This window comes from Ihuprevotella massiliensis (assembly GCA_900095835.1).
Classification (GTDB): Bacteria; Bacteroidota; Bacteroidia; order Bacteroidales; family Bacteroidaceae; genus Alloprevotella; species Alloprevotella massiliensis.
In genome coordinates this window covers 86559-109383 of record LT608321.1, presented here as the reverse complement: position 1 = coordinate 109383, position 22825 = coordinate 86559, and the positions used below count along the sequence as shown (strand labels likewise).

Here is a 22825-nt window from a genome sequence, read left to right as displayed (position 1 = left end):
CGGAACAGCCCCGATTGTTTATATCTGTCCAGGGTGATACAACTTCTCTGAGAGATTACTTCGCGCGCATCTCTTCAATCAAGGTCTTCATCCCTTTAATCTTCTCGCCACTCACTTGTTGGAGCAAACGCTTCAAAGCATTTCGCTGTACTGCCACATAGGATACGTGGGGATTTATATCAATACGCCCTATTTGTGCAGAGGTCAAACCTCCTTTTTTGCACAAGAAACCTAGAATATCGGCTTTTGAAAGCTTATCTTTCTTGCCACGACCGATGTAAAGCACCGCCCACTGTGAAGGTTGTGCTTTGATTGCTACGTCAGACACAGAGTAAGACTCATCAGCTTCAATGAAATCAGGGAGATGCTCCTCGGGCCCCACTAATAAATAGGCAGTCCCTTCTGCATCCCAACGAGCGGTGCGCCCAGAACGATGTGCAAAAGTAGCAGCATCCATAGGCAGATGATAATGGACAATGGCACGTACTTCGGGAATATCCAATCCACGAGCTGCCAAATCAGTGCTGACCATCACAGAAGCTGCGCCCGAACGAAAACGATACAGTGAGCGTTCTCGCACTTCTTGGTCTTGTCCTCCATGATAAAGGCTGGTGGGAAATCCTTTTTCTCGAAGATATTGCCCTACTCTATCCACACTCTCACGATGCGCCACAAAGACGATGGTGCTTGCTCCTCCAATGTGGGTGAGCAACTGTGCAAGTGTTTCCAGTTTATCTTTCTGAGGAGAAGAAATTTGACAAACTTTCAAGCGACTTGCCAAGTCATCTACAGAATCCAGATAGTTAATTGCAACAAATTTTCGCTGAGCTACAAGTGCTGGCACAGGAAGAACTTTCTTAGACTTCCTCTCTGCATTAGTTTCCGGCACACGTTCTCCCCACACATCACGCTTTTCTTCTTCAAAAGCAGTAGCAGAAGCCACAACTACTTGCGATACGAAATGCATGGACTCCCCGATACGATACATTTCCTCGCGAAATCCCAACTCAAGACATTTATCATATTCGTCGAGTACGAGGATTCTAGCGCCTAATACGTTGAGATTATCTTTACCGATGTGGTCTAGCAAACGTCCAGGGGTTGCAAAGATTACCTGTGGGTGTACCTCTTTGATGCGTCGATGCTCTTCCATCGTAGGACGTCCACCGTAGAGAGCTAATCCTCGAATCGAAGTGCCTACTTGAGCCTTGAACACTTGCTCCACTTGGGCTGCAAGTTCTCGACTAGGCACCACGACAACAGCCTGCACCGTGTCAAGTGTAGCATCAATACGGGCGATAAGCGGCAAAAGATAAGCCAAGGTTTTGCCACTGCCCGTGGGAGAGAGGAGCAGAACATTCTGATTTTGCTGAATGGCGTTTCCAGCTGCAAGCTGCATGGGATTGAGCTTCATAATTGAGTGCAATGTAGGGATAATCTATAAAGAGGGAGAAAACAGACAACAAAAGCGGCAGGCGCGATGCTGCGAAAAGGATAAAAAGAAGGCTGTACCGGTGAAGATGATGAAACTCCGAGTAAATAAGGATTTGAGTGTCCCACGCCCTCTGTAATCCGACCCCCACGCTGCATTGAAAGCGCAGTATCGGCACGCCATTAGACGAACGACTTGTCTCGGTGATTCAGATAAAATTGATGAGTATCCCAATCTGACCAGTACAGCCTATGCTATTGTTATGTAAAGGACAGCCTACGCTGTCTCAATCTCTTGTTGTTTGTATGAGCAAAGTTATATGTTTATTTTGAAACAGCCAAATATAATTCCTATTTTTCTATATACAATGAGCAGTTGCAGTTCTTAGGCAAAAGCACAGTTCCTCTCACCCAACTCAAGGTATCGATAAGGTTTTACAGCGCAATCAGTAGGATTCTACAAAATTCTCGATTAAAGTCGCAAAAAAGTGGGCAAAACATTTGCCAGTTTCAGAAAAAGCTGTACCTTTGCACTCGAAAACGAAAACAGGGTACCATGGCCGAGTGGCTAGGCACAGGTCTGCAAAACCTGCTACAGCAGTTCGAATCTGCTTGGTACCTCAATCCAAGGAGCACCTCGCAAAGAGTTGCTCCTTTTTTCTTTGGTTGTTTCCATCGTAGCACAACACTCACTTCTCTCAACCGAGAATCCCAAGAGTTGCTGCCTCTTTTTCTCTCATCAATCACGCACACCATGGAAGAAAAGTCCATCAACGCACCACAAGATTTGTCCTTTGACACCATGCAAGAGGATATACTCCTCGAGGATAACGAAAATCTTGAGTCAAACAACAGCATAGACCTCATCACAGATTTGAATGAGGTGGAAAACTCTGATGATTTAATTCCCGAAATCACGACCGAAAAACTCGTGTTGCGCACAGAAGGTTTGGTGAAACGCTATGGTAAGCGCACCGTTGTTAATGACGTTTCATTCGAAGTGCACCAAGGAGAAATCGTAGGATTGCTTGGCCCCAACGGAGCAGGTAAAACGACTTCTTTCTATATGACAACCGGATTGGTCGTTCCCAACGGAGGAAAGATTTATTTGGGAGAAAAAGAAATCACCAAAGCTCCCGTTTACAAGCGTGCCAAAGCCGGCATTGGTTATTTGGCACAGGAAGCCTCCGTGTTTCGCAAGATGAGCGTGGAAGACAACATCTCCTCAGTACTTGAGATGACTAACAAGTCACGCGAGGAACAACGTGAGATGCTAGAGTCGCTCATTTCAGAGTTTCGCTTGCAAAAAGTGCGCAAAAACCTGGGTGACCAACTTTCTGGTGGTGAACGTCGCCGTACAGAGATTGCTCGCTGCTTGGCCATCGACCCCAAATTCATTATGCTTGACGAACCTTTTGCAGGAGTCGACCCCATTGCGGTAGAAGACATTCAATATATTGTCTGGAAACTCAAGGACCGCAACATTGGTATTCTCATCACCGACCACAATGTTGAAGAAACTTTGAGCATCACCGACCGCGCCTACTTGCTCTTTGAAGGGAAAATCCTCTTTCATGGTAGCCCCGAAGAACTGGCAGCCAACGAAATTGTGCGTGATCGCTATTTGACCCACTCTTTCAAACTCCGCAAAAAGAATTTCCAACTTATCGCTGAACAACGCGAAGGAAAATGATTCATACATAATACCAAATGAAACCTATCTTACCTCTCTTTGTGTTAGCTCTGTGCACTGCACCACTCTGCGCTATAGGCACACGCACCACCTCTAATACTGTCTCGACGGCTGCTACAAACAGCCATGCAGCTATCGCAGAGTCAGCAGACTCTTCTCAGAAGAAAAAGGTAGAAACGAAAGTGGACTCTACCCATATCAATGACACCCTTCGCATAACCTCCGCGCAACTCTATGGCCCTGTTCAATTGCAGGAACCAGTGTGGGAAGATTCTGTAAACTCTGACGGTAAAAGCTATGAAGAAGATGAGGTAAAGGATTTGAATACTCATCTCGTAAAAAACAAAAATCTTCGTCCCACGCGCACTGTACAACAAGGAGAAGCCATCGATTCCAACAGTGTCAATGGCATTCGTTTTACGGTAGATGTACAACGATGGACGCAAGCACAGGTTTCAACAAAGAAGCTGAAAGATTTTGACACTTACGTCAACGGCGTTCCCCAGAGTGATAATACTATTTTCTTGCGCCCTGGTCGTACAGAAATCGCTTTGCTCACCTATTCTCCAGCTAGTGCACGCGACACATTTGACGTTTGTCTTGTCGGTAAGGATTTGGCAAAAGCAGAATTGAACAGTTCTAAGCCCAAAGCATTCTCTTTTGATGATATGCTTCACGGTGAACGCTTCTATAGTATGAAGATGTCGCCTTCTGGTCGCTACCTTCTCACTTATTACTATACAACCAATCACGAAGGAAAGAACGATTATCGCACTGTTCTTACCGACCTCCATACCCAACATACCATCTATCGCAGTGATAAGTATGAAAGGTGGACATGGATAGACGGGCAAGACAAACTCTATTACGAAACACAGGAGGACGGCGACAATCAACTCATGTCGCTTGACCCAGTCACCCTGGAAACGAAAGTTTTAGCCACAAATCTACCAGAAGGAACGATGGCATTGTCTCCCAATGGTAAATTTGCCATTTACCTTATCAACGAAGATGTTCAAGAGTCCGAAGGGGTGCTCAAACAACTCAAAGCCCCCGATGACCGTCAGGCAGGTTGGCGCAGTCGAAGTGCACTCTACTACGTGGACTTGAGTACAGGCGCTACACGACGTTTGACCTTTACCAAAGAAGATGTACACCTCAACGACATTTCTCACGATGGACAACGCATTCTCGTGAGTCAAAATATCCACGATTTGACTCGAAAGCCTTTCAACCACAAGAATGTTTATGAGATTTGGCTCGAAAAGGGCACAATAGATACCTTGCTCGTAGATCAACCTTGGTTGGGTAACGGACAATATAGCCCCGACGACAAACAAATTCTGTTTGAAGGCTCTCCTTCCGCCTTTGATGACATTGGCAGTAGCCTTCCCAAAGGACAAGTGGCGCAATCGTTCGACCAACGCTTGTTTTTGTTTGATCGCGCCACGCGCAAAGCTACAGCCTTGCTCAAAGACTTCAAACCTTCTGTGAGCCGAGCTGATTGGAATCCAGGAGATGGCTTCATTTATGCAGAATGTGCCGACGGATATGACGAAACAGTTTGGCGCATCAATCCCAAGAATGGACAACGCACACGCTTGAAGTTGCCTGTTACCATTGTAGAAGGTTTTACAATGTCGCAAACACACAAACCACGTATTGCGTTTTTCGGACAAACAGGAACAACCTCGCGAAATGGTTATTTGGCAGAACTCACCAATACAGCCCCTAACTGTAAACCTTTTGGTGAAGTATCTTTCCCAAAAGCCTTTGGCAAACGAGTTGTTGCAAGTTGCACTCCTTGGAAATTTACAACTTCTCGCGGAGATGTTGTAGAAGGATTCTATCACCTTCCCAGTAACTTTGATGCCACTCGCAAATACCNACCTCCGCGCAACTCTATGGCCCTGTTCAATTGCAGGAACCAGTGTGGGAAGATTCTGTAAACTCTGACGGTAAAAGCTATGAAGAAGATGAGGTAAAGGATTTGAATACTCATCTCGTAAAAAACAAAAATCTTCGTCCCACGCGCACTGTACAACAAGGAGAAGCCATCGATTCCAACAGTGTCAATGGCATTCGTTTTACGGTAGATGTACAACGATGGACGCAAGCACAGGTTTCAACAAAGAAGCTGAAAGATTTTGACACTTACGTCAACGGCGTTCCCCAGAGTGATAATACTATTTTCTTGCGCCCTGGTCGTACAGAAATCGCTTTGCTCACCTATTCTCCAGCTAGTGCACGCGACACATTTGACGTTTGTCTTGTCGGTAAGGATTTGGCAAAAGCAGAATTGAACAGTTCTAAGCCCAAAGCATTCTCTTTTGATGATATGCTTCACGGTGAACGCTTCTATAGTATGAAGATGTCGCCTTCTGGTCGCTACCTTCTCACTTATTACTATACAACCAATCACGAAGGAAAGAACGATTATCGCACTGTTCTTACCGACCTCCATACCCAACATACCATCTATCGCAGTGATAAGTATGAAAGGTGGACATGGATAGACGGGCAAGACAAACTCTATTACGAAACACAGGAGGACGGCGACAATCAACTCATGTCGCTTGACCCAGTCACCCTGGAAACGAAAGTTTTAGCCACAAATCTACCAGAAGGAACGATGGCATTGTCTCCCAATGGTAAATTTGCCATTTACCTTATCAACGAAGATGTTCAAGAGTCCGAAGGGGTGCTCAAACAACTCAAAGCCCCCGATGACCGTCAGGCAGGTTGGCGCAGTCGAAGTGCACTCTACTACGTGGACTTGAGTACAGGCGCTACACGACGTTTGACCTTTACCAAAGAAGATGTACACCTCAACGACATTTCTCACGATGGACAACGCATTCTCGTGAGTCAAAATATCCACGATTTGACTCGAAAGCCTTTCAACCACAAGAATGTTTATGAGATTTGGCTCGAAAAGGGCACAATAGATACCTTGCTCGTAGATCAACCTTGGTTGGGTAACGGACAATATAGCCCCGACGACAAACAAATTCTGTTTGAAGGCTCTCCTTCCGCCTTTGATGACATTGGCAGTAGCCTTCCCAAAGGACAAGTGGCGCAATCGTTCGACCAACGCTTGTTTTTGTTTGATCGCGCCACGCGCAAAGCTACAGCCTTGCTCAAAGACTTCAAACCTTCTGTGAGCCGAGCTGATTGGAATCCAGGAGATGGCTTCATTTATGCAGAATGTGCCGACGGATATGACGAAACAGTTTGGCGCATCAATCCCAAGAATGGACAACGCACACGCTTGAAGTTGCCTGTTACCATTGTAGAAGGTTTTACAATGTCGCAAACACACAAACCACGTATTGCGTTTTTCGGACAAACAGGAACAACCTCGCGAAATGGTTATTTGGCAGAACTCACCAATACAGCCCCTAACTGTAAACCTTTTGGTGAAGTATCTTTCCCAAAAGCCTTTGGCAAACGAGTTGTTGCAAGTTGCACTCCTTGGAAATTTACAACTTCTCGCGGAGATGTTGTAGAAGGATTCTATCACCTTCCCAGTAACTTTGATGCCACTCGCAAATACCCCATGATTGTTTATTATTATGGCGGTTGCATGCCCGTCACGCGCGCTTTAGAATCGCACTATCCTCTCTCAGTATTGGCTAATATGGGATACGTGGTTTTGGTGGTTGAACCTTCTGGTTGCACGGGCTATGGAGAAGAGTTCGCAGCCCGCCATATTAACACGTGGGGAAAAATGTCGGCAGACGATATTATAGAAGGTACCAAGGCTTTCTTGAAAGAACATCCCTATGTTGATGCCGCAAAAGTGGGTTGTATGGGAGCGAGTTATGGTGGTTTTATGACAGAACATCTGCAAACCCGCACCAACATCTTTGCAGCAGCCATAAGTCACGCAGGTATCTCCAACATTGCGTCCTATTGGGGCGGTGGATACTGGGGACACACCTATGGCGAGACGGCACAATATGGTTCATATCCTTGGAATAATCCCGATCTCTACACCAAACAATCGGCATTGTTCAATGCGGATAAGATTCACACTCCTCTGTTGTTGTTGCACGGCACTTCAGACACGAATGTACCCACCACAGAAAGTCAACAACTCTTCACAGCACTTCGTATCTTGGGGCGCCCCGTTAGCTACATCCAAATCAAAGGAGCTAACCACGTTGTCACAGACTACAAACAGCGCAATGAATGGCAAGACGCAATCATGGCATGGTTTGAAAAATATCTCCAAGGCAACGATGCTTGGTGGAAGCAGTTGGGCTTTGAATAAGAAAGATTTCCTATACTCCCTAAGGACTATCAGGTCGAACAAATCCACAACTAAAATACAATCTCTCAACGAGAGCCACAGAAAACGAGAAGCGAGGTCAAAAAGCCTCGCTTTTCTTTTTGTATATTTCTAGGATTTGTGTATCTTTGTCACCATATATAAAAACGATTATGAAGTTTCATTCGCTCTTCTTGGCAGCCACAGGTACTATCCTTCTGATGGGGGGATGTAAGCATCGTAATGACGTCCCTACCGAAGCCGTTGCGACTGCAGATACCAGCCAGATTGACACGACAACTACCGAAAACGATTCCATAGTGGAGGAGCAAGACACTATTGCTCCCCCAAAAAAGGCCGATGAGTTTTTTGACGACTTCGCATTTGCCTTTATGAAGAATCGTAAATTCCAACGTTCACGCATCAGCTTCCCACTCCCCTACACTATAGACGGACAATTGAAGCATATCTCTCGTAATGCTTGGAGATTCGATCGCATGTATTCTGCTCATGAGGTTTACACACTTATTTTCGATAGCCATAAGGGTACGAAGATGTCTAAGGACACGTCTGTTCGTAATGTGGTTGTGGAAGAATTAAACTTGGAGCTTCAGCGTGTCAAGAGCTATCGTTTTGAGCGAAAATCTGGAGAATGGATGCTCACCTCCCTCAATGAACAACCGATGGAGGAGAGTGTGAATAGCGATTTCTATAATTTCTATCATCACTTTGCTACTGACGACGATTTTCAAAAGACACACGTAGCGGAACCTATAAAGTTCTCGACCTACGATGAAGATAATTTCCAACGCATTAGTGGAACTATCTCTTCAGCTCAATGGAAAGACTTTGCTCCTGAGCTTCCCCATTCTCAGCTCACCAACATTCTCTACGGACAAACCTACAAGAATTCGAAGCTGCGCATCCTTTCCATCTCTTCCCTCTCTGGAGGTATGGCAAGCTCACTAACTTTCAAAAAGAAAAATGGTGAATGGATGCTCACACAAATCGAAAACTAATCCGATTAGCCTAGCGTCATTACCAGGTCCTTCTCACACATTCTTTACATTTTTCCCTCAACTTGCTTGAGATATGGCTTATTCTCTCACAGCTCACAACACTTTCGGCATTGCTGCTACCTGCGATGAATTTATTGAGTACACTTCTGTAGAAGAAATTCAACGGTTACTCCCCAAAATCAACCGACAACCCTGGTTGCATATTGGAGCTGGAAGTAATCTTCTCTTTGTTCATCCACATTTTGAAGGGATTATTCTGCATAGCGGCATCAAAGGCTGGGAAAAAGTCAGTGAAACTGATGCGACAGTAGACATTTGCGTGGGGGCTGGAGAGGATATGGATGCATTCATTGCGACCATGATTGACCATAGCTATTATGGACTTGAAAATCTATCTCACATACCTGGCGAAGTTGGGGCATCGGCAGTCCAAAATGTAGGAGCTTATGGTGTAGAAGCTGGAGATTTAATCATTAAAGTCGAAGCAATAGAAGTTGCAACACAACAAATAGTCACCCTCCTCCACGATGAGTGCCACTATGCCTATCGTTTCAGTGAATTCAAAGGGGAATGGCGTGGCAAATACATCATCACACACGTTACCTTTCGCTTGAAGAAAGTCTTTACTCCTATTCTTTCTCACAAATCCGTCCCACAAAAATTGGCAGATTTGGGCATCGCTCTGGAAAAGGCTCGAGCAACAGACTTACGACAAGCTATTATCGACATCAGAAGTGCTAAACTCCCTGACCCCAAAGTCATAGGAAGTGCCGGCTCCTTCTTTATGAACCCCATTGTGTCTCCTGAAGTTGCAGCAAATTTGTTGGAGAGATTTCCCAATATGCCACACTACTCGATGCCTAATGGTGTGAAGATTCCCGCAGGATGGCTCATCGAACAAGCACAATGGAAGGGAAAGTCATTAGGCAATGCAGGAGTACACCCCCAACAAGCCCTAGTGCTCATCAACAAAGGAGGAGCCACAGGAGCAGAAGTCGCCCATCTGGCACAAACGATTCAGCAAGATGTAGAGCAGAAATTCGGCATTTCGCTACATCCAGAGGTCATGTTCCTCTAAAAACTTCTGCCTCGTATTATAAATCCTCTTAATACTCACCTTTTCCCTATATACATAGGTACACAGAAAACTCTATAATGAAATTTATATCTTGGAATGTTAATGGACTTCGTGCCTGTCGCGAAAAAGGTTTTGAAGAAAGTTTTGCCAAACTAGATGCAGATTGCTTTTGCCTTCAAGAGACAAAATTGCAAGAAGGTCAAATAGATATCGCCTTTGATGGGTATGAAAGCTATTGGAACTACGCAGAAAAGAAAGGTTACTCCGGCACTTGTATCTTCACGCGTATCAAACCTCTGAGCGTACAATACGGACTTGGTATTGAAGAACACGACCATGAAGGACGTGTCATCACACTTGAGTTTGAAAATCTTTATCTGGTCACAGTCTACACACCTAACTCTCAAGATGGTTTGCGCCGTTTGGACTACCGCATGACGTGGGATGATGCTTTCCGCGCTTTCGTTCAAAAGCTAGATGAACACAAACCCGTTGTGATTTGCGGTGACCTCAATGTGGCGCACCAAGAAATTGACTTGAAAAATCCCAAGACCAATCGTAAAAACGCTGGTTTTACCGACGAAGAGCGCAATCAGTTTACCCAACTTCTACAGGCAGGCTTCACAGACACCTATCGTTTCTTCTACCCCGAACTCACAGATAGTTATTCTTGGTGGAGCTATCGTTTCAAAGCACGTGAGAAAAACGCAGGATGGCGCATCGACTATTTTGTCACCTCGCAACGGCTCAATGACAAACTGGTATCTGCAGGCATCCATCAAGAAATCTTTGGCAGTGATCACTGCCCCGTAGAACTAGTTATCGAATAAAATCAAGATAATATTCTGATAATTATCTAGGATTATCCCACATATCTATCCTTTACACCTTTTCTATGAAACAGTTTTTGCAATACGTTCTCGCCACCATCGTTGGTTTTATGGTGGTCAGCTTGTTCAGCTGCATCATGTTCTTTGTCATGTTGGGTGCCATCATCGCTTCGGGTGATGAACAGCCCCAAGTGGTTGACAATTCAGTCTTAAAGATATCGCTTAGCGGTACACTCGTCGACCAAGCACCAGCAGAGAATCCACTAGCCTCTTTGTTGGGCAACAATAGTGCTACAGGCACTCAAGGCTTAGACGTGCTACTCGATGCGATTCAAGTGGCAAAAGAAAGCGAAGAAATCAAAGGTATTTACCTTGAAGGTGGAGCATTGCAATCCGACTTTGCATCCAACGAAGAATTACGTCAAGCATTAGTTGATTTCAAAAAGAGTGGGAAATGGATTATTGCCTACGCTGATAGCTACACCCAAGGAGCTTACTACATAGCTTCTGTAGCAGACAAAGTGTTGCTCAATCCTAGTGGTATGCTAGATTGGCACGGTATTGCACAACAAACCACCTTCTACACAGGACTTATGGAAAAACTTGGCATCAAAGCCCAAGTCTTCAAAGTCGGCACCTTCAAAAGTGCGGTAGAACCCTTCACTTTAAAGCAGATGAGTGAAGCTAATCGGTTGCAAATGGCAGAGTTAATAGGAGGTTTGTGGAAAGACATGTGTGCTACTGTAGGAGCTTCACGCAAACTATCTCCTGATAGCCTCAACGCTTATGCAGATCGTTATATCATGCTTACCGATGCGAAGGACTATAAAAAGCTCAAGCTCGTTGATGACCTCACCTATATTGATCAAGTACGCGCACAACTTCAACAACGCGTGGGCAACGACTTGACCATGGTTGAGCCTAGTACACTTGCTGCATTGGTGCAACAAGAAGGCAAAGACCACATTGCAGTGTATTATGCAAGCGGAAACATCGTTGACGTAGCAGGAACTGGCGCCTTGATGGGCGGAAGTGAAGAAATTGTTGGAGACAAAGTAGTCAATGATCTCGACCTTCTTGCCAAGGATGAGGACGTAAAAGCTGTAGTCATTCGCATCAACTCCGGAGGTGGCTCTGCTTATGCCAGCGAGCAAATGTGGCGCGCCATCCAACTCCTCAAACAAAAGAAACCCGTAGTCGTTTCCATGGGCGGTGTTGCCGCTTCTGGTGGCTACTACATGGCTTGTGGGGCACAACGCATCTTTGCCGATCCCACAACTGTCACAGGCTCCATCGGCATCTTCGCTATGATTCCAGAGGCAAGCGAGTTGCTCACAAAAAAGCTCGGATTAAACTTTGATGTTGTTAAAACGAACCGCGCCTCAGATTTCGGCGGTCGTGGGCTTCGCATCGATGAAATGGGAGGAGCAGCCCTTCAGAAACACGTAAACCATGGATATGCCCTCTTCCTCAAGCGCGTTGCTGATGGTCGTACGGCTGCAGGGCGCAAAATGACTGTCGAAGAAGTCGACAATATTGGACAAGGTCGTGTATGGACAGGTCGTAAAGCCCTTAAGATTGGTCTCGTGGATCAACTCGGCAATCTCGGCCAAGCCATTGATTATGCCGCAAAACTGGCTAAAACGAAAGACTACTCAGTAGACAACTATCCAGTTGCACCCAGTTGGCTGGAGAATCTCAAAGCTAACGCGAACACTGACGACTATATGGAACGTAAGATTCGCACAGCACTTGGAGAATACTACGAGCCCTTGCAGATGCTCCATCAAGTGGATCAACATAATTATATGCAGGCTCGCTTACCCTTCACCATCAGTTTCAGATAAGTAGTCCCTCTCTTTATACCTACTTTCCCACTTCTCAGAGATTCTTCAGTAAGACTCCCCTTTTTCCCTTTTCTATGTCAGCAACATTCGCCCAACAACTATTGCACACGCTCCTCCTCCCCTTGGCTTGGTGCTATGATGGGGCGACGCGACTGCGTAATTGGGCGTTTGACCATGGACATCTCCCGACACAGCGATTTAACATCCCCATTATCGGAGTTGGCAATCTCGCTGTAGGTGGTACGGGAAAAACTCCACACACGCAGTGGATTGTGGAGCAATTACTGCAAATGGACAAGCGTGTTGCCGTTTTGTCTCGTGGTTACGGACGAAAGACGCGGGGGTTTCGTCTCATCAGCCCCACAAGCATCGCAAACGAGGTTGGAGATGAACCTCTTCAGCTCTTTCGCCACTTCGCCGAACGGAATTTCATAGGGGCAGTTTGCGAGAAGCGTGCCATCGGCATACAAACCTTGCTACAACTCGATGTTCCGCCCGAGGTCATCGTTCTTGACGATGCTTTCCAACATCGTTACGTATCGCCTGGTCTGAACCTCCTGCTCACTGACTATTCGCATACCTACGACAATGACAGCTTATTACCAGCAGGTCGCTTGCGTGAAAATGCTAGAGGAGCTGTTAGAGCCGACGTGATTATTGTCACAAAGTGTCCTCAGACATTGTCGGTCACTCAGCAAAATGCAAAATCCGCTGTGCTGCGATCCATACATCCTCTGAAGCCGACCGAAGAAGAACTTCCCATCTTCTTCACCACCATTGGCTACCCTCCCCTTCCTGCTGTAAAAGAAGCCCTCCTCATCACAGGTATTGCCAACCCCAGCCCATTGGTGAGGCATCTAGAAGCACAAGGCATTCGTGTGAAACACCTCGCATTTGCCGATCATCATCATTTCTCTGCAGCAGATTGCGCTCACATCATTGAGCAAAGCACACACTACTCTACCATTTTCACTACCGAAAAGGATGCCGTACGATTGGAGCAGCTCAACTTGCCCCAAAACATACGAAAAAAAATAAAACCTATTCCCATAACCGTGCAAGTGCTTTTCGAACAATCGGAAGCATTGCGACAGATTATTCAGCGTTATGTTAGCTCGAATTCAAGAAACCGCACAGTGGATTAAAGCCCACACCTCGCTTCGTCCCAACACAGCCATTGTCTTAGGCACCGGTCTTGGACGTTTGGCAGAAGAAATCGAAGTCATTGAAAAATTCCCCTATGCCGATATTCCCAACTTCCCTGTTTCCACTGTAGAAGGACACTCTGGTTGCCTCATCTTCGGACGTTTAGGCAACAAAGAAGTACTTGCCATGCAAGGACGTTTCCACTACTACGAAGGTTACGACATGAAACAGGTCACTTTTCCCATTCGTGTGATGCACGAACTTGGCATAAATACCCTTTTTGTTTCCAATGCGTCAGGAGGTGTCAACCCAGATTTTGCCATTGGCGACCTTATGTTTATCACCGACCACATTAACTTCTTCCCCGAGCACCCACTTCGTGGCAAGAACTTCCCCACAGGTCCCCGTTTCCCCGACATGAGTGCAGCCTACAATCCAGAATTACTCCAGTTGGCTCGCACCATAGCAAAAGAAAAAGGCATCCGCCACGTCGAGGGAGTGTATGTAGGCACTCAAGGCCCCACTTTTGAGACACCCGCAGAATATCGTATGTATCATCGATTGGGTGGCGACGCAGTCGGCATGTCCACTGTGCCCGAAGTTATCGTAGCGCACCACACAGGCATCCGTGTCTTCGGCATCTCCATCATCACCGACCTTGGCGTAGAAGGCAAGATTGTAGAGGTAAGCCACGAAGAAGTACAAATTGCAGCAAATGCCGTGCAACCCCTTATGGCAGATCTCATGCGTGAAATGATCAAACGAAGCTGTTAATCTTCTTGTTTTCACATTCTCCTGCTCAAGCATTGCACCTCTTGTTGGCAGCTTTCGCAAAAGCCTCCGCAAAAGGTGCAATGCTTTTCTTTCCCTTTCACATCCATGGGAACTTTCTGTTTCCAGCAACAACGCTGTAGAAAACTCTTACCATCAAGCGTCAGCCTAACGAAATCCCCACCATCTTAACCCATTTATCCTTCAGAAGAACGCCATCCCTCCTTGCATCTCGCAAGTAATTTATCGCCATCGAGGAAAAACAAGACAAAAACTGCACACTTCTAGAAAAAATGCGTAACTTTGCACCAGAAATTCATTGACACCCAGCCATGTCTATCAGTAAAACTCGTCAGAAACTCATTACCGTTGCTCGTGAACTCTTTGCCAAGCAAGGATTTGATGGCATCACAATGAACGATATTGCTCAAGCTTCTCAAAAAGGGCGACGCACGATGTACACCTACTTTAGTAGTAAGGAAGACATCTACTATGCTGTCATCGAAGACGAACTGGAGCATCTCTCCGAAGAGATGGACAAAGTGGTGAACCTCTCCATCAATCCACAGGAGAAAATAGTGAAGATTATTTACACCCACCTTCATCTCATCGAAGATGTGGTGAAGCGCAACGGTTCACTTCGCGCAGAGTTCTTCAGCGACATCCACAAAGTAGAACGCGTGCGACGTAAGTTTGACCTCGAAGAACTTCACGCACTGCGTAGCATCTTGCGAGAAGGTGTGGCAAAAGGCATTTTCAAAATAGATCATGTCAATCTCACTGCCGACGTCATCCACTACGCCATTAAAGGTATTGAAGTGCCTTTCATGTTCGATCGTTTAGGTCAAGGGCTTTCCATGGAAGAAAGTGTAGTGGTAGTAGAACGTCTCATCAGTCGTGCCCTAGGTGTCGGTGTAGCCCAATAATCGTATAATCATTATCTCCATAAATATCCAATCAAAATATGGGACTCTTAACAGGAAAAACAGCCTTGATCACTGGTGCAGCTCGCGGCATTGGTAAGGCTCTCGCTCTCAAGTTTGCAGAAGAAGGTGCAAACATTGCATTTACCGACCTCGTTATTGACGAAGCAGGTGAAGAAACTCGCAAAGAAATCGAAGCAAAAGGCGTGAAGTGCTTGGCTTATGCCAGCAACGCTGCTAACTTTGAAGAAACTGCAGAAGTTGTGAAGAAGATTCACGAAGATTTCGGCACCATCGACGTATTGGTCAACAACGCAGGTATCACCAAAGATGGTCTGATGCTCCGCATGACAGAAGCTCAATGGGATGCTGTAATCAACGTAAACTTGAAGTCTGCTTTCAATTTCGTCCACGCTTGTCTTCCCATCATGATGCGTCAACGTGGCGGTTCTATCATCAACATGTCAAGTGTCGTAGGTGTACACGGCAATGCTGGTCAAGCCAACTATGCAGCTTCTAAGGCCGGTATGATTGCCCTTGCCAAGAGTGTAGCTCAAGAAATGGGTAGCCGCGGTGTTCGTGCTAACGCTATTGCTCCTGGTTTCATCGAAACAGCAATGACTCACCAACTTTCTGAAGAGGTGCGCAAGGAGTGGATGAAGCAAATCCCTCTCCGTCGTGGCGGTCAAGCAGAAGACGTGGCTAATGTAGCTGTATTCCTCGCATCTGACCTTTCTTCCTATGTCACTGGTCAAGTGATCCAGGTAGACGGTGGTATGAACACCTAATTTCATCCCCCAAAAAAGTTTATAGTGCCGAGTGGCTTCCTTCGGAGCTACTCGGCACTTTCTTATTGGTTTCCTTTGAAGTGCACGCTTACAACAAGCCAACCTCTATGCCGCATCAAGGCAAACTTATTAACCATCAGACAGCCCACTCACATTCTCATGGAAGTACTTTACGAAGACAATCATATTATCATTGTAAACAAAGCCGCTGGCGAAATCGTGCAAGGCGACAAGACGGGCGATGCCACATTGGCAGATGCCGTAAAGTCCTACATCAAAGAGAAATATGCGAAGCCTGGTGAAGTATTCTTGGGCACAGTGCATCGTCTCGACCGCCCTGTCAGCGGTGTTGTAGTCTATGCACGCACTTCCAAAGCACTTTCGCGTCTCAATGACATGTTTCGTCTGGGACAAGTACACAAGACCTATCATGCCATCACCTCCAAGGAACCATTAGCACGAAGTGGTCAGCCGCAATTATCTATTGGCAATCCCACCAATTTGGTTCATTTCCTCACGCGCAATGAGCGACAAAACAAGGCGTATGCGCATCTTCACGAAGTCCCTTCCTCAAAGCGTGCCAGTCTTGATGCCACCATCTTAAAAGTTGGTGACCGCACTCAACTCATAGAAGTCAATCTCCACACAGGGCGTCATCATCAAATCCGCTGTCAATTAGCCGCAGTGGGCTACCCCATTCGTGGTGACTTGAAATATGGGGCTCCACGTTCCAATCCCGATGGTAGTATCTGTCTTCATGCGCATCACATAGAGTTCGTACATCCCGTGTCAAAACAGCTGATTAGCATCTCAGCACCCTACCCACAAAGTCTAAGTATTTGGCGCGCATTCGAATAGAAGATTTCTACTTTCACAGCACACAATCCACCAAAAGGACACAATTCATCAACTTTTAGTATGATTTTCTTGGTAGGGCCTCCATTTCTTCGTATATTTGCTACTGAAACATCTAGCCATGTTTCCGCAGCAACTAGCACTAAACTATTTGTAGTTCTACATGACAACAAATACTTCCCTAGCTAGAATTGTCCAATGACAAACGACTAGCTTCTCCCCCCTAAACTTATCGCATTACTGCGGCTGTTTTTCATACTTCCGAACATATTCATGGCAATATCCTCGTCGATGACTTGGATAGTGCCTTTTTTATTACTACAACTATGATAGAAAAGTATTTCAATGCCACAAACTTCTATAACACTGAGGAGTTTGCCAAAGGATTCCACATACACGTCCCCGATAATTTCAACTTCGCCTACGATATTGTAGACAAATGGGCTACCCAAGCTCCCAACAAACGCGCGCTTTGCTGGGTCAACGAACATGGTCGTCATCATGACTTCACCTTTGGAGAGATGAAACAACTCTCCGATGCCGCAGCGTCCTTCTTCCAATCCATAGGCATCGGTCGTGGTGACATGGTAATGCTCATGCTCAAACGTCGCTACGAATTTTGGATTGCCATTCTAGGACTTCACAAGATTGGTGCCGTAGCCATCCCAGCCACCCACTTGCTCACCCCCAAGGATATTGAATATCGTTGCAATGCTGCTGACATCTGTGCTATCATCTGCACGGAAGAGCACGAGATGCAAGACAAAATAAATGCTGCCCTGCCACTATGCCCTACCGTGAAGTATCGCATCGCCATTGATGCTCCAGAAGATGGCTGGCACGACTTCCATCGTGGTTTGCAAGAAGCTGCTCCTTTTATGCGACCTTCTACGCCCGTCAATAGCAACGACGATATCATGCTCCTCTATTTCACCTCAGGTACAACAGGCAACCCTAAGATGGTGACACATAATTTCGCTTATCCCCTCGGACATATCGTTACCGCCAAGTATTGGCAGCAGTTGCACGAAGACAGTTTGCACCTCACCGTAGCAGACACAGGCTGGGCTAAGGTAGCGTGGGGCAAACTCTATGGGCAGTGGATCATCGGGGCTGCCATCTTTGTCTACGACCACGAACGTTTTGATGCAGCCACCATGCTACGACTCATTCAAGACTATCGCATCACCTCTTTCTGCGCTCCCCCAACGGTCTATCGCTTCATGGTGCGCGAGGACCTGTCTTCCTACGATCTCTCCGCACTCGAACACGCGACTACAGCTGGCGAAGCCTTAAATCCTTCTGTTTTTGAGGCTTTCCAAAAAGGCACAGGCTTGAAGATGACCGAAGCCTTCGGGCAGACAGAGACGACTCCGCTCATTGTCACCTTCCCATGGGTAGAACCACGTCCAGGCTCGATGGGTATCCCTAATCCCATCTACAACCTCGACATCATTCGCCCCGATGGTAGTTCTGCAGGAGTCGGCGAAAAGGGAGAAATCGTCATTCGCATGCCCGAAGATGGTAGTCATCCCCTCGGTCTTTTCCGTGGATACTATCGTGACGAAGCCATGACCCAACAAGTGCTTCACGACGGACTGTACCACACTTGCGATATGGCTTATCGCGACGAGGATGGCTATTGCTGGTTTGTGGGCCGCACCGACGATATTATCAAGAGTTCGGGCTACCGCATCGGACCATTTGAAGTGGAAAGTGCTGTTATGACTCACCCCTCTGTAGTGGAATGCGCCATCACTGGCGTGCCTGATGACATTCGTGGCATGGTGGTGAAAGCTACCATTGTTTTAGCCCCAGAATATAAGGAAAAAGCTGGTCCAGATCTTGTACGCGAAATCCAACAGCACGTCAAACGCGTAACAGCTCCCTACAAGTATCCTCGTCTCATCGAGTTTGTCGATGCGCTCCCCAAGACAATTAGTGGAAAAATTCGCCGTGTCGAGATTCGTCAAAATGAGCAATAACAACCCTGTATTGCATCATTTTTTCTAATCTGACCTATAGAAGAACCATTGGTCCTCAACTTTACTGAAGTACCTCCATGTTTTGCGTCAAAAACTTGGACCATTTACAGAGAAGTTGAGGATTTTTTATAACAATCAGTTTGAAAACATCTACAATTCTTTGGTGTTTTCAGCGCTTTCTTTTACTTTTGCAATCGAAAGAGCGTACTTTATTACAACACTTACAATTCTCTTCAACTCTGTGTGCAATGGATTTTAGACCCTATGCGTACACAATCACAAAACTTGTTAGATATGGATAAAGCTAAATTTGAAAAAGTGATGGGTGTCATTGGCACCATTACTGCAGTTCTCATGTACGTGTTCTACATCAACACGATTCTCAACAACCTCAATGGACAAAAAGGTGACTGGGTTCAACCTTTGATGGCATGCATCAACTGTATCATTTGGGTCAGCTATGGTCTTTTCAAAGAACGTCGCGATTGGCCCGTAGCTCTCGCTAATGCTCCTGGCATCATCTTCGGACTCGTAGCTGCTGTCACCGCATTCTAAACTCTTATTATGCTCACATTCATTGCACATTTGACTCAATCCGTCTTCCACTTCAACCGTAATCTTCTTTTAGCTGGCTCCATACTCACCGCAGCAGCAACAATCACGAGTTGCTCCAATCAGAACAAAGCTCATGACGCTGCCGCAGCTACAGCAGAAAACGATAGCATCGAAGCGCGCCAAATGGCAAAAGAGGAAGCATTTCTGGCACAAAAAGCCAAAGAACCCGGTGTACAATCGCTCGGTGGTGGACTCCTTTACAAGGTGCTTCGCGCTGGAAATGGTGCACAACCCACTTCCACCAGTATGGTGACCGTGGACTATGAAGGCAAACTCATCGATGGCACTATCTTCGACAGCAGTTACCAACGCGGAGAACCCGCTAGTTTCCCTGTCAGTGGCGTCGTTGCAGGATGGCAAATTGCCCTAAAGGCAATGCATGTGGGCGATGAATGGGAAGTATATATCCCACAATATCTGGGATATGGCGAGAACGGCACCAATAACATTCCCCCCTACTCCACCCTCATCTTCAAGATTTCACTGAAATCAGTGGAGTAACCGACACTGGCTCGAGAGTTTTGTGCGTCACGATGTAGAACCCAAGCACATTGCAGCGCAAATAGCCATTCACCTTGTCTTCATCATCTCCGCACTTGCCATGACTTTCATGGATAAAATGACGGCAAATACGCACTAAAAGCGCCTATTTTCTCTGAATTCCCCCACTTTGGGAGAAAAAATCTCTGCGAATCTTGGCTTTTTCGCCATTTTGCATTACATTTGCAAAATCAAATCACAATTCGACCGTAAACAACAATGATGCAACAAAACAACAATAAGGGTTGGTGGCGCACTCAAGATAGTAATATCGTGAGTTAGACATCGCACACCCTAATTGTTCGTCCATCATCGTCGAAATACAGAGGCTTGTCGTTACTCACGGCAAGCCTTTTTTGTCGTGAGTTGCGCGCAACAGTCCCGACGTCAACTGTTGCAGCCCTGCTTTCCGAGTATCATATATCTCTTCAACAACAACGACTTATGACTTCTTTCCATATTGATTCAAATGGTTTTTACGGTAAATTTGGCGGTGCCTTCGTGCCCGATGTCTTGCAACCCAACATCGAGGCTCTGCAAGAAGCCTATCTTCCCATCATCGAAAGCGAAGACTTCCAACGCGAGTTTCACGAACTCTTGAGAGACTATGTGGGTCGTCCTAGTCCCCTCTATTTTGCTCGTCGCCTCAGTGAGAAATATGGCGCAAAGATTTATCTCAAGCGCGAAGATCTCAACCACACTGGGGCGCATAAGATCAATAATGCTTTGGGGCAAATCTTGCTCGCCAAACGTATGGGCAAAAAGCGCATCATTGCTGAAACTGGTGCTGGACAACATGGTGTTGCAACAGCTACGGCTTGCGCTCTCATGGGCATGGAATGCTGCATCTACATGGGAGCCATCGATGTGGAACGTCAACACGTCAATGTGGAACGCATGCGCATGCTTGGAGCCACAGTAATGCCTGCCGAGAGTGGCAACAAGACCTTGAAAGACGCCGTAAACGAAGCCTTAATGGCATGGTGTGAAAGTCCAGAAGATACGTTCTATCTCATCGGTTCTGCTGTGGGTCCTCATCCTTATCCCGACATGGTAGCACGCCTTCAAAGTGTCATTAGCAAAGAAATCAAAGGGCAACTGATGGAAAAGGAAGGTCGCGACCACCCTGACTATTTGATGGCGTGCATCGGCGGAGGTTCTAATGCAGCAGGAGCCATGTATCACTATCTCGACGACGAGCGCGTCAAAATTGTATTGGGTGAAGCCGGCGGACTTGGTAAAGATAGCGGATCTACTGCCGCAACTATCAACATTGGTTCAGAAGGTGTATTGCATGGCAGCAGAACACTTGTTATACAAACTCCTGAAGGCGAAGTGCAAGAGCCTTATTCCATTTCAGCAGGTTTGGACTATCCTGGCATCGGTCCGCTCATTTCTCATCTTGCCGACCAAAATCGTGCTCAAGTATTGTCTATCAACGATGACGAAGCGCTTCGTGCAGCTTTTGAACTCACACGTCTTGAAGGAATCATACCAGCTCTCGAAAGTAGCCACGCACTCGCGCTTCTACCTCATCTCAACTTCCAACCAGAAGATGTAGTGGTGATCAATGTGAGTGGCAGAGGTGATAAAGACATCTCGACTTATCTCGCTCACAATGCTGAGATTTTAGGAGAATAAGTAGCATTTCTGGTTTGTCTCTTTGTTTAAAACTCATCTCATCTCTAGACCTATTGATATGCAGCACGTTTTGCTCATCGACAATTACGACTCTTTTGTCCATAACCTTGCACATCTGGTGCAAGCGTTGGGGGCTGAAGTCACCATCTTGCGCAATGACGAAGTGGCGCAGGTCGATTTATCAGAATACTCCCATCTTCTGCTGTCTCCCGGTCCTGGTTTACCAGAAGAAGCAGGCGATTTGCTACCCCTCATTCGTCGTGCCGCAGGACAAATCCCCATGCTCGGTGTCTGTCTGGGTCACCAAGCCATTGCCCAATGCTATGGGGGCACGCTATTTCAACACGAACAGCCACTGCATGGCATAGAAAGCCGCTGTCATCTTCTCACAGATGATGGCTTGTGGGCTAATCTTCCAGATGAAATATCAGTGGGTCGCTACCATTCTTGGTCTGTCAGCGAACCTCTACCAGAGATTTTAGAAGTCACTGCCCGCGCTGACGATGGCACGGTTATGGCTTTTCGACATCTAAGCCTGAATATTCGTGGAGTACAGTTTCATCCTGAGAGTATTCTCACACCTTTCGGAGCAGAAATTATAGACAACTGGCTTTCTCTTTCCTAAGGAGAAGGTCAGTTGTGGTAGTATTCCACCAAGACCTTCTTTTTTCACATTTACTTAGTTAAAATCGCGACTCAAAAACGACCATCATTGGGAGCGATCTAAGAAAGAGAAATCGAAACATCTCCGAGAAAAACGATGAAAAGATTCCCCGTTTTAAGCACAAATCTACCCGATTCCCTAATTTTAGGGGAGTAATTCTCTATTTTCATGGCATTTTGTGTTAGTTTCGTCAGAGTTTCACCCAAAAACGTTGGACTTTTTCCAAAAAACGTCCGACAAAATTTTGATTTCGTGGGAAGTTTTTTCCAATACGTCCGACATAATTTCACGCCAATGCGATAAACAGCTTTTTTCCTCCCTCATACCATTAAAATCAATGCCCTGAGAATCGCATAATCGCCCACAAAGAGAAAAAAACTTCATAGACCGCGTTAAATTCGACATTTCACAACGCAAATATTTTAGAATTATTGTTATCTATCAAAGCAATACTCTTCCAAATAAGAATACGGCTGAAATCCAACGATGGACTTCAGCCGTATTGTATGAGTAAGACGAGAATTACTTTGGGAGGAGGGCGCGAGTGTGGCTCCTGCTACAGAGACCGCCTCTGTAAATGTTCCCACCCCATCAGCCACACAAGGCGGAATGACTGGGGGCAGCGCTTCAAACCAAAGAAATTTGCTACGCGAAGATACACAATCTTACGCTAGCGTAGGTTCAGCTAGGAGAAAGCTAATGAGTTAGTATACAACCTTTCTGTAA

At 46.2% G+C, this 22825-nt stretch carries 17 protein-coding genes and 1 tRNA gene; 17 read left to right on the top strand and 1 reads right to left on the bottom strand.

Going from position 1 to position 22825, the window contains the following annotated elements; genetic code table 11:
* Positions 1-55: 55 nt before the first annotated feature.
* Positions 56-1414 carry a DEAD/DEAH box helicase gene (locus BQ2633_RS00520; protein ID WP_075564524.1) on the bottom strand — a complete coding sequence of 453 codons (1359 nt, stop codon included), beginning with the start codon at positions 1412-1414 and terminating at the stop codon, positions 56-58.
* Positions 1415-1981: 567 nt separating this feature from the next.
* On the opposite strand from BQ2633_RS00520, the gene BQ2633_RS00515 reads away from it, so the two are divergent.
* The 17 genes from BQ2633_RS00515 to BQ2633_RS00430 all read left to right on the top strand — a co-directional run bounded on the left by BQ2633_RS00515 (position 1982) and on the right by BQ2633_RS00430 (position 22060).
* Positions 1982-2052: transfer RNA gene (locus BQ2633_RS00515), tRNA-Cys, on the top strand.
* Positions 2053-2185: 133 nt separating this feature from the next.
* Positions 2186-3124 (top strand): LPS export ABC transporter ATP-binding protein, encoded by a 939-nt coding sequence (gene lptB / locus BQ2633_RS00510; RefSeq protein ID WP_346047868.1) that lies wholly within the window; start codon positions 2186-2188, stop codon positions 3122-3124.
* A 1930-nt stretch (positions 3125-5054) separates the two neighbouring features.
* The gene (locus BQ2633_RS00500; protein ID WP_075564522.1) at positions 5055-7400 is read left to right on the top strand and encodes a prolyl oligopeptidase family serine peptidase; all 2346 of its coding nucleotides are present in this window, start codon (positions 5055-5057) and stop codon (positions 7398-7400) included.
* A gap of 170 nt (positions 7401-7570) precedes the next feature.
* Positions 7571-8416 (top strand): DUF4348 domain-containing protein, encoded by an 846-nt coding sequence (locus BQ2633_RS00495; protein ID WP_083233879.1) that lies wholly within the window; start codon positions 7571-7573, stop codon positions 8414-8416.
* A gap of 73 nt (positions 8417-8489) precedes the next feature.
* Positions 8490-9494, top strand: coding sequence for a UDP-N-acetylmuramate dehydrogenase (gene murB, locus BQ2633_RS00490; RefSeq protein ID WP_075564520.1), 1005 nt, complete (start codon positions 8490-8492; stop codon positions 9492-9494).
* 74 nt (positions 9495-9568) lie between these two features.
* A complete protein-coding gene (locus BQ2633_RS00485) occupies positions 9569-10324 on the top strand; it encodes an exodeoxyribonuclease III (protein WP_176720128.1) in 756 nt (251 codons plus the stop codon).
* Positions 10325-10389: 65 nt separating this feature from the next.
* Positions 10390-12171, top strand: coding sequence for a signal peptide peptidase SppA (gene sppA, locus BQ2633_RS00480; RefSeq protein WP_075564518.1), 1782 nt, complete (start codon positions 10390-10392; stop codon positions 12169-12171).
* A gap of 74 nt (positions 12172-12245) precedes the next feature.
* The gene (gene lpxK / locus BQ2633_RS00475; RefSeq protein WP_075564517.1) at positions 12246-13316 is read left to right on the top strand and encodes a tetraacyldisaccharide 4'-kinase; all 1071 of its coding nucleotides are present in this window, start codon (positions 12246-12248) and stop codon (positions 13314-13316) included.
* Complete coding sequence (locus tag BQ2633_RS00470) at positions 13279-14091, top strand: purine-nucleoside phosphorylase (protein WP_075564516.1); 813 nt, start codon at positions 13279-13281, stop codon at positions 14089-14091. The genes lpxK and BQ2633_RS00470 overlap by 38 nt, the downstream gene beginning before the upstream one ends.
* Before the next feature lie 329 nt (positions 14092-14420).
* Positions 14421-15014, top strand: coding sequence for a TetR/AcrR family transcriptional regulator (locus BQ2633_RS00465; protein WP_075564515.1), 594 nt, complete (start codon positions 14421-14423; stop codon positions 15012-15014).
* A gap of 38 nt (positions 15015-15052) precedes the next feature.
* On the top strand, positions 15053-15799 hold the full coding sequence (gene fabG, locus BQ2633_RS00460) for a 3-oxoacyl-[acyl-carrier-protein] reductase (protein WP_075564514.1): 747 nt from the start codon (positions 15053-15055) through the stop codon (positions 15797-15799).
* 159 nt (positions 15800-15958) lie between these two features.
* Positions 15959-16657 (top strand): RluA family pseudouridine synthase, encoded by a 699-nt coding sequence (locus BQ2633_RS00455; protein WP_075564513.1) that lies wholly within the window; start codon positions 15959-15961, stop codon positions 16655-16657.
* Positions 16658-16980: 323 nt separating this feature from the next.
* Positions 16981-18639, top strand: coding sequence for an AMP-binding protein (locus BQ2633_RS00450; protein WP_075564512.1), 1659 nt, complete (start codon positions 16981-16983; stop codon positions 18637-18639).
* A 294-nt stretch (positions 18640-18933) separates the two neighbouring features.
* Positions 18934-19194: a hypothetical protein gene (locus tag BQ2633_RS00445; RefSeq protein WP_009437568.1), complete on the top strand. Its 261-nt coding sequence runs from the start codon at positions 18934-18936 to the stop codon at positions 19192-19194.
* A 9-nt stretch (positions 19195-19203) separates the two neighbouring features.
* A complete protein-coding gene (gene bamJ, locus BQ2633_RS00440; RefSeq protein ID WP_083233878.1) occupies positions 19204-19755 on the top strand; it encodes a BamJ family beta-barrel-assembly machinery protein in 552 nt (183 codons plus the stop codon).
* Positions 19756-20238: 483 nt separating this feature from the next.
* A complete protein-coding gene (trpB, locus tag BQ2633_RS00435; protein WP_075564511.1) occupies positions 20239-21435 on the top strand; it encodes a tryptophan synthase subunit beta in 1197 nt (398 codons plus the stop codon).
* A gap of 58 nt (positions 21436-21493) precedes the next feature.
* Positions 21494-22060, top strand: coding sequence for an anthranilate synthase component II (locus BQ2633_RS00430; RefSeq protein WP_075564510.1), 567 nt, complete (start codon positions 21494-21496; stop codon positions 22058-22060).
* Positions 22061-22825: the final 765 nt, after the last annotated feature.